This window comes from Limnoglobus sp. (assembly GCF_059499385.1).
This window is the reverse complement of sequence record NZ_JCABYM010000012.1, coordinates 1-8353: the sequence shown is the minus strand read 5'-3', so window position 1 is coordinate 8353 and position 8353 is coordinate 1. Positions and strand designations below refer to the sequence as shown.

The following is an 8353-nucleotide window of genomic DNA, read 5'->3' as shown; positions in this document are numbered from 1 at the left end:
GGAAGCTCACCCCCCTCCCTAACCCTCCCCCCCAAGGGGGGAGGGAACAAAGCCGGTGGGCCTCGAAGACTCGGCCCACCCTACAAGGCCGCGAGGAACGCCAGCGTGTGGTTCGCCACGTCCTGCGTCCGCGTCCAGTGCAGGAGGTGTCCCGCGCCGGCGAACTTCAGCACGACCGCGCCCTCGAAGCCCGCCGCGTCCGCGTCGGTCAGCATCCCGCCCGCGACCGGGTCGCCTTGCAGGATGAGCGTCTCGCAGCCGACGCGCGGCATCTCGTACCCGGTCAGCCACTCGCCGCGGACGATCGGCGTCAACACGGCCGGATCGACCCGACTGAGGCACGCCCCCGCGAACTTGATCGCCACCGCGTCCCGCACGTCGGCCAGCCGGCGGCCGTCGCCGAACCGCGTCGCCGCGAGTCCGGCCGTGAGTTCTTCCAAATGCCCGCCGCGGTTCGCGACTTCGGCCACTTCCTTGAAGTAGTTGTGCAGCGGCGTCGTGCGGATGCGGTCGCCCATCGTGTGGAACGGCGGGTCTTCGAGGACGATGCCGCGGACCCGTGGCTCCTGGGCCGCGACGGCGGCCGCGACCATGCCGCCGAGCGAGTGGCCGAACACGAACGCCGGGCGGTCCAGCCATCGGAGCAGCTTCGCCGCGTCCTCGACGTAGTCGGTGACGAGGTACGAGTCGGCCGGGTCCGACCCGCCGTGCCCGCGGAAGTCCGGGGCGATGACTTCAAAGTGAACGAGCAGCCACGGCAGCAGCGGGGCGAAGTCGCGGTGGTTCCGCAGGACGCCGTGCAGCAGCACGAGCGGCGGGCCGTTCGCCGGGCCGCGGGCCACGTTCAGCCGCAGTTCGGGGATGTAGGTTTCGGAGAGCATGGGCAGTTTCCGAAGTGGAACCCTGAGCGGAAGCGACGGGGTGTGGAGGCCGACACCACACCCCGTCGCTTCCGCTCAGGGTTCTACATGAGTTCAGCCCGTCTCGGTCGCCGGGATGTACTGGTTTTGGAGGGCCGCGTAGTCCTCCCGCGGCGGGCTGAAGATGTCCAACGCCAGGCACGGCCCGCCGACGGCGACGGCCCGGTGCGGCGTGTTCGGCGGGATGATGAACATCGCCCCCGGCTCGACCGTCCGCGTCTCGTCGCCGATGGTCAGCTCCATCTTCCCTTGCAGCAACATCCCGGCTTGCTCGTGCGGGTGCTGGTGCGTCGGCACGACCGCGCCCTCGGCGATCTCCAGGTACGAGAGCATGATGTGTCGGCCGAACGGCGTGCGGATGCGGACCCCCGGCAGCAACTCGAACTGCGGGACCGCGGCGAGGTCGATGAAGGGCATGGGGGCCTCCGCTTACTGCGGCCGCTGCCGCAGCCGCTTCTGGGCGTCCACTTCCAGCACGCCGAACAGCTGCTCGTGCCGCATGATGATCTGCCGCAGGGAGTCCATCAGCCGCTTCGCCACGAACGGGTTGAGCACCAGCCGGTGCGTGAACTGGAGCGGCTCCGCGACGTTCTGCGACTGCATGATCCCGGTGTGCAGGCCGATGTCGATGAGCACTTCCTCCATCGAGCTGCTCAGGCTGAGGCGGAAGAAGTTCGCGTACACCGACTGCATCTTCGACGCATCGACCGGGATTTGAATCGCGCCGCCCTGTTGGGCCGCCGCCCCGGCGGCGGGGGTGAGCGGGATTTCGGGCGACTTCGCGCTGTCGGACATGGACGGACTCCACGGAAAGGTATGGGTTACGGTCGGTCGCGGCCGGGCCGCGGACGGCTCAGGACGGGATCGCGGTTTTCACAGTCTATGCCGGAACCGGACGCGGGGGAATGGCCGAGACGGAGCCGTGAGGCTCTTCTCTAGTCGCCTCTCCCCCGGCTTTGCGGGGGAGAGGGGGAAAGTGGGGTCACCGGTTCGACAGGTCGTACCGCAGCAGCACGGCGTCGCTCCGCCGCGAGACCACGTCGCCGGTTCCGAAGGCGTCGAGGTACGCCCGCACCGCGGCCTCCTCGTGCCGCTGCCGGTGCGCGAACAGCACCCACACCCGCGGGTGGCCCCGCAGCGCCGACAACTCGTCGCGGTACGCCCACTGATCGTCGCCACGGTGCTCGCCGCCGAACGTCACGGCGGCCGCCGGGATCGGCGGGGCGTAATGCCGGAACGCCGGGACCGCCCCGTAGTAGACGTACACCCGGTCGCCCGGCCGCCAGCCGGCCGCCAGTTCCGCGACCGCCTCCCGCGCGTCCTCGGCGTGCAGCGGCCGCTTCCGCAGCGTGTTGCACTCGTCGAACGAGCCGAGGCAGACCGCCACCACCACCGCCCACCACGCGAACGAGCCGAGGTCCCGCAGCCGGTCCGCGATGGTCACCGCCCCGTGCGCCACCAGCACGATCATCAGCGGCACGGCGAACAGCATCAGCCGCCCGGCGAACGGGTACTTCCGCAGCCCGGACGCCGCCAGCGCGAACGCGAACGGCATCCCCAGCGCCACGAGCAGCCGCCAGTTCGACCGCGCCATCGCGACCGCCCCGATCAGGCAACAGACGGCCGCGAACCCGCCGGTCCCGGTCTCGCCGTCGAACCCGCCGGGCTTGTCGAACAGCAGGAAGAAGTGGTTGACCAGCCACGCGAGGTCGCCCGGCCGCACCGGCGGCAGCGGCAGGAACGTCCCGGCCCAGTAGTCGATCAGGTACGCGTTCGTGCCGAGCCTCCGCAGGAAGAACAGGTAGCACGCGGCGAAGCTGACGACCCACGCGGCGACGACGGCGGCGTTCCGCAGGCCGAGCGTCCGGTCCTTCTTCACGACGGCGTCCAGCAGCATCGCGGAGCCGACGCCGCCGAGGACGAACACGGCCGGGTGCGAGAACCAGACGGCGACGGCCCCGGCCGCGGCAAGCAACACCCGGTCACGGCGGGCGGCCGTTCCCTCCCACACCGGCCGGCCGAGCAGCACCAGCCCGACCGCAATGGCGGCGTCGAGTTCGTACTGCTTGAACTCGGCCGCGTACCCGACGAGGTACGGCGAGAACGCGAACAGCACGACCGCCAGCCGCGCCGCGACCAGCGGCAGCAGCCGGTACGCGAGCGCCACGAACATCGCGAACCCGGCGAGCGCCGCGGCCAGCGGCACGGCCCGCAATGCGTACTCGGAGTTGCCGAGCAGCACTAGCGCGGCCTTCGACAGGAGAAGGAAGCCGATCGGCGCGCCCTGGTTCAGGTCGAGCGGTTCGAGCAGCTGCGCCGGCGAGCGGTGGACGACGTTGACGGCGAGCATCGCCTCGTCGATCCAGAACGACGGGTTCCGCAGGTACACGCCGACGCGGAACGCCATCCCGACGAGGACGACGACGGTGACGAGTGTGCCGACGGGCCGGCGGGGGCGGGCGGGTTTCGCGGGGGCGGTTACGATCTCGGCGGGCGACAACGCGGGCGAGAGGACATCCAAGGGCAAGCGGGTCGTCGTGTCCGGGGTCATCCGTAACCTCGTGAGGAAAACAGGCCCCAGTAGGTTACGGTTTTCGTGCGGCGTGCGGCAACCCGAGTGCGGCCTGACTTCCGAAGTCCGGCTTCGACTTCGGAAGTCAGCTCACCTCCCGCCACCGGTCGCGGACCTGCTGCGGCGACGCCGTGCCGGTCGTGCCGATCTGCTGGATCGTGATCGAGGCGATCAGGTTGCCGAACGCCGCGGCTTCTTCATGGGTCGCACCGGACACCATCGCGCACGCGATGCCGGCGCTGCAACTGTCGCCCGCCCCGCAAATGTCGATCGGGCCGGCCACCGGGTACGCCGGCACGGCCGTCCGCGTGCCGTCCGGGGCGACGAGTTGGATGCCGTTCTCGCCGTCCGTGCAGAACGCGTGGCGGCCGAACCGCATCGGCCTCCCGGCCCGCTCGAACTCGGACCGGTTCGGCTTCACGCACACGTTCTCGAACTTGGCGATCCGCTCCCGGCTGTCGGCGAGCATGAAGAAGTTCGGGCGTTCCTTCCCGATCTCGGCGAGCCGTTGACGAACGCGGTCGGTGACGACGCCGCAGTTCGGCTCGCTGACCTGGTCGAGGATCAAGAGCGCGTCGAACGTCGGCAGCAGCCCGTCGAGCAGCGCCAGCACGCGGTCTTCCAGCTCCCGCGGCGTCGGCGTGCGGTTCTTGATGTCGAGCCGGTTCAGTTCCTTCTCGCCGTACATCGGCTTCGTGTACGTCGGCGTGTGGCGGTCCGGGCTGACGACGAGGCCGCGGTCGGACACGCCCGGCAGTTTCGCGAGGCACTGGCGGAGTTCGTACCCTTCGCCGTCGTCGCCGATGACCGCGATCGGGGCGAGCGTGCCGACGCCGAGGGCGACGAGATTGTTCAGGACCGTGCCCAGCGCGCCGGGGTAGGAGCGGACGCGGGTGACCTGGTACGCGGTGAGGCCGGTCTCGACGGACGGCTCGTCGCGGGCCGGGTCGATGTCCAGGTACCGGTCGAGGAACAGGTCGCCGACGAGGCCGACGGTCCGGTGCGGGACCGTGGCGAGGACGCGGTCGATCAGGGCGGTCGTGAGCATGGCGATAGTGTAGTCGCGGTCACTCGAACTTCTTCTTCAGCTTCGCCACCGCGTCGTCCTTGCCCTGGGCCGTCAGCGCGTCGGTCAGCGCGTTCCGCGCGTCCTCGTTGTTCACGTCGATCTGAATCGCGTCGCGGGCGTACGCCTCCGCGTCGGCGTACTTCTTCGCCTCCAGCGCCGCCTTCGCCAGCTTGATCCGGCCGGCCAACTCGTCCGGGTCGCGGGAGACGACCTCCTTCAGCACGGCCATCAGCTTCTCGTTGTCCTTCGTCGCCGTGTAGAGGCGGACCAACTGCTCGGCCCAGTCGCCGTCCAGCGGGGCGAGCTTGCGGCCCTTCTCGAACAACTCCGCCGCCTTGTCGTACTGCTCCGCGTCCAGGTGAAATCGGCCGACGAGGCTTAACAGCCGCGGGTCGTCCGGGGCCTCCTTCAGCGCCACTTCGAGAACCTCCTTCGCCCCGTCCTCGTCCCCAGCCCGCACGAGCAACCGCGCCTTGAGCAGGCTCGCGAGCGGGTGGCCCTTCTGCTTCGCCAGCACGCCGTCGATCAGCTTGCGGGCCTCGTTCGCCTTGTTCCGCCGGAGCAGCTGCTCGGCCAGCCGGGCGGTCAGGTCGGCGTCGTCCGGGTTCTTCTTCTGCTCGGCCGTCAGCTCCTCGAACGTCAGCGGCTTCTCGTCCGGCTTCTTCGCCTTCTTCGCGGCCCCGCGGTACGGCTTGAGCACCTGCTCGACGTGCTCGCGGTAGCCCTTCTCGAACGCCGCCTTCTCGACGCCGCACGCCGCCTTCAGCGCCGCGGCCGTGTCCAGCCCGTCGCGGTAGGCGTTCAGCATCTTGCCGACCGCCGCCTGCCCGTGCGCCTTCACCAGGTACTCGACGTAGAGCTGGCTCTGGCAGTACGCCAGCCCCCACTCGGACTGGTCCTTCGGCTTCGCGAACCCCATCATCACCGTGTCCAGGTTGAACAGCGTCCCCTCGTCCGCCCGGTCGCGGAGGGTGGACACCCAGTCGAGCGGCCGGTCCATCTTCTCGTTCTGCACGGCCAGCCCTTCCGTCAGCCAGTGCGGGCACTGGAAGTCGGTCTGCGCCAGGTTGAAGATGTGCGTCAGCTCGTGCCGCATCACCCGGCCCCAGTTGAACGGCTTCCGCAGCCCCTGGGCCGTCGGCGACGCCATCGCGACGACCCGGCCGGTACACGCGCCGATCGTGTGCAGGTCCGGCAGCCCGACGGTGCGGCCGCTGAACATGTCGTGCCGGTTGAATACTTCAATTGGAATCCGGCCCGGCGGCTCGTACCCGAACTGCTTCTTCAGGTCCGCGTGCGTCTCCTCCAGGTACTCGGCGACGAACGCCGCCAGCACGCGGTCGGTGTCCTTGTCGAACTTCAGCTCGTAGTGCGGCGTCTGGATGACGGTGTACTTCGCCAGGTGGTCGATCACCTTCCGCATGTTCGCGACGCGGACGTTGAACGGGTCGGCCTTGAACGCCGTGTCGAGGATCGCCTTGCCTTCCGCCTCCTTGCCGAGCCGCATGTAGAGCAGGCCGAGGCTGACCCGCGGCGGGGCGGACTTCACCCGCAGCTCCGTCGCCTTCTTGAAGTACCCCTCGGCCTGCGTGTAGAGCTTGCGGTCCTCCAGGTACTCGGCGAGTTCGTGGTAGAAGCCGCTCGGCTTCGCGTCGTACTCCTCGGCCGCCTTCAGGATCGTGTCGAACTCGCCGGTCTTCTTCTGAAGGAGGTAGCACCCGGCGAGCTTGCCGAGAGTGACGGCGTCCCGCGGGTTGACGGCCCGCGCCGCGAGCAGGTTCTTCTCCGCCCCCGCGTAGTCGCCGCCCATGAACAGGATGTCGGCCTTCAGCCGCAGGGCTTCCCGCAGCTTCGGGTTGTGCTTCAGCGCCTCGTCGGCGAACTGCTCGGCTTCCTTCAGCTCGTACTTCTGGAGCGCCGCCTCGCCCTTGCCGACGATGGCCTCCGCGGCGGCCGGGTTGATCTTCAGCGCGTTGTCGAACGCCTCGACCGCCTGCGGCCGGTTGTACTTCTCCAGCAGCATCCGCCCGGCGTACAGCTCGGCCCGCCAGTTGTCGGATTCGTACTTGTTCAGGATGTCGCCGTACACGTCGCGGAGGATGAACCGGAACTGGTTGGTGAGGTTGTTCCACCGGGCGTTCTCCGTCCCGGCGAGGCCGACGAGGAGCAACAGGTCCGGGTCGGTGATGTCCTTGTCGGCGTTGCTGGCCGCGTTGTACGCCCGGACGAACCACCGCATCTGCTGGTCGGCGGTGTCCACGTCCCCCTTGTCGCGGGCGAGCTTCGCCTTCACCCACCGGGCGAGGAAGTGGTCGTCTTTCAACTTGATCGCGGCATCCGCGTCGGCCGCGGCCGCGTCCCACTTGCCGGCCTCGAACAGCAGGTCGCCGCGGGCGGCGAGCAGGTCCGCATTCTTGTCGTGCTTCTTGAGCGCGGCCTCGACGGCCTCGACGGCCTTCGCGTACTCCCCCTCGGCCTGCCACGCGTGCGCGATCCCGACGGCCGCGGCCGGGCCGAGCTTCTCGTCCGCGAGGTGCTTGGCGTACTCGGCGCGGGCCTCGGCGTAGTTCCCCTTGTTGAGCCGCGTCCGGGCCTCGGCGAGCGGGCCTTTCGGGGCGGCCTTCTTCTCTTGTGGGATCGAGCCGACGGCGGCGACGAGGAGGGCGAGGGAAGCGATCGTGTATCGCATGGTGCGTCCTGGCAGGGGTGTGCCCCTTCACGTTACCGGCGGACGGCGGGCGGTGCAACGGGGCACAAAGTAGTAGGCACACTCCGTGTGCCGTCTCCTGGGCGGGTCGGCGAGTTCCTCCGAGTCTCCGCGGCCGACAGCAGACGGCACACGGAGTGTGCCTACTACCATGACCCCCGCGGATAAACTACCGCCATGTCCTCCCTCCCCGTCTTCGCCGCGTCGGTCGTCGCCGTCGAGGGTTCGACCGCCGCGGCGAAGGAAGACCAACTCGCGGTCGAGGAGCCGCTCGAAATCCGCCTCGGGCACGGGCCGGCGAACAACCGCGAGCGAACGGCCGTGGCCGTCACCATGCGGACGCCGGGGCACGACGACGAACTCGCCGTCGGCTACCTCGTCACCGAAGGATTGCTGACGACCGCGGCCGACATCCTCGCCGTCGGGCCGGCGGACGTGAACGCGATCCGCGTGGACCTTCGGCCGGGCGTGCGGGTGGACCTGGACCGGCTGGCCCGCCGCGGGGTGGTCGCGTCCAGTTGCGGCGTGTGCGGCAAGGCGACGCTCGACGCGATCGAGGCGGACGTGGACCCCGTGCCGCCCGGCCCGGTCGTGGCCGCCGGGGTGATTCACGGGCTGTCGGCGAAACTGCACGCGGCGCAGCCGACGTTCGCCGTCACCGGCGGGCTGCACGCCGTCGGCCTCTTCGATTCGCACGGCGAACTGCTCTCTCTGCGCGAGGACGTGGGCCGGCACAACGCGGCGGACAAGCTGATCGGCCGCGAGTTCCTGGCCGGGCGGTGGCCGCTGCGGGACCGCATCCTCTTCGCCACTGCGCGGGCGAGCTTCGAGCTGGTGCAAAAGGCTGCCGTGGCCGGCGTGCCGATCTTCGCGGCCGTCGGCGCGCCGTCGAGCCTCGCGGTGCAGCTCGCGGAGCGGGTCGGGATGACGCTCTTGGGCTTCGTCCGCGACGGGCGGTTCAACGTGTACGCGGGGGAAGAAAGAATTATTTTCACCGCGGAGGGCGCAGAGGGCGTGGAGAAAACCACGAAGAGATTTTGCGGAGTTGTCTTTGAACTCTTCTTGGTTTTCTCCGCGCCCTCTGC

Annotated in this window: 7 protein-coding genes; 1 reads left to right on the top strand and 6 read right to left on the bottom strand. The window is 69.5% G+C overall.

Translation table 11 applies throughout. From position 1 onward, the window contains the following. Window positions 1-80: 80 nt before the first annotated feature. The 6 genes from AC5JJ2_RS02055 to AC5JJ2_RS02030 form a co-directional block, all read right to left on the bottom strand. A complete protein-coding gene (locus tag AC5JJ2_RS02055) occupies window positions 81-881 on the bottom strand; it encodes an alpha/beta fold hydrolase (RefSeq protein WP_495856293.1) in 801 nt (266 codons plus the stop codon). Between the two features lie 93 nt (window positions 882-974). Further along, window positions 975-1337, bottom strand: coding sequence for a cupin domain-containing protein (locus AC5JJ2_RS02050; RefSeq protein WP_495856292.1), 363 nt, complete (start codon window positions 1335-1337; stop codon window positions 975-977). Between the two features lie 12 nt (window positions 1338-1349). After that, window positions 1350-1715, bottom strand: coding sequence for a DUF3467 domain-containing protein (locus tag AC5JJ2_RS02045; RefSeq protein WP_495856291.1), 366 nt, complete (start codon window positions 1713-1715; stop codon window positions 1350-1352). A 187-nt stretch (window positions 1716-1902) separates the two neighbouring features. Continuing rightward, complete coding sequence (locus AC5JJ2_RS02040) at window positions 1903-3471, bottom strand: hypothetical protein (RefSeq protein ID WP_495856290.1); 1569 nt, start codon at window positions 3469-3471, stop codon at window positions 1903-1905. Window positions 3472-3577: 106 nt separating this feature from the next. Next, window positions 3578-4540, bottom strand: a complete 963-nt coding sequence (locus tag AC5JJ2_RS02035; RefSeq protein WP_495856289.1) for a bifunctional heptose 7-phosphate kinase/heptose 1-phosphate adenyltransferase — start codon at window positions 4538-4540, stop codon at window positions 3578-3580. A 19-nt stretch (window positions 4541-4559) separates the two neighbouring features. Further along, window positions 4560-7250, bottom strand: a complete 2691-nt coding sequence (locus tag AC5JJ2_RS02030; RefSeq protein WP_495856288.1) for a tetratricopeptide repeat protein — start codon at window positions 7248-7250, stop codon at window positions 4560-4562. Window positions 7251-7445: 195 nt separating this feature from the next. Here AC5JJ2_RS02030 and fdhD point away from each other — a divergent pair. Then, window positions 7446-8353, top strand: a 908-nt coding sequence (gene fdhD, locus AC5JJ2_RS02025) for a formate dehydrogenase accessory sulfurtransferase FdhD (protein WP_495856287.1), incomplete at its 3' end; no start/stop codon positions are given.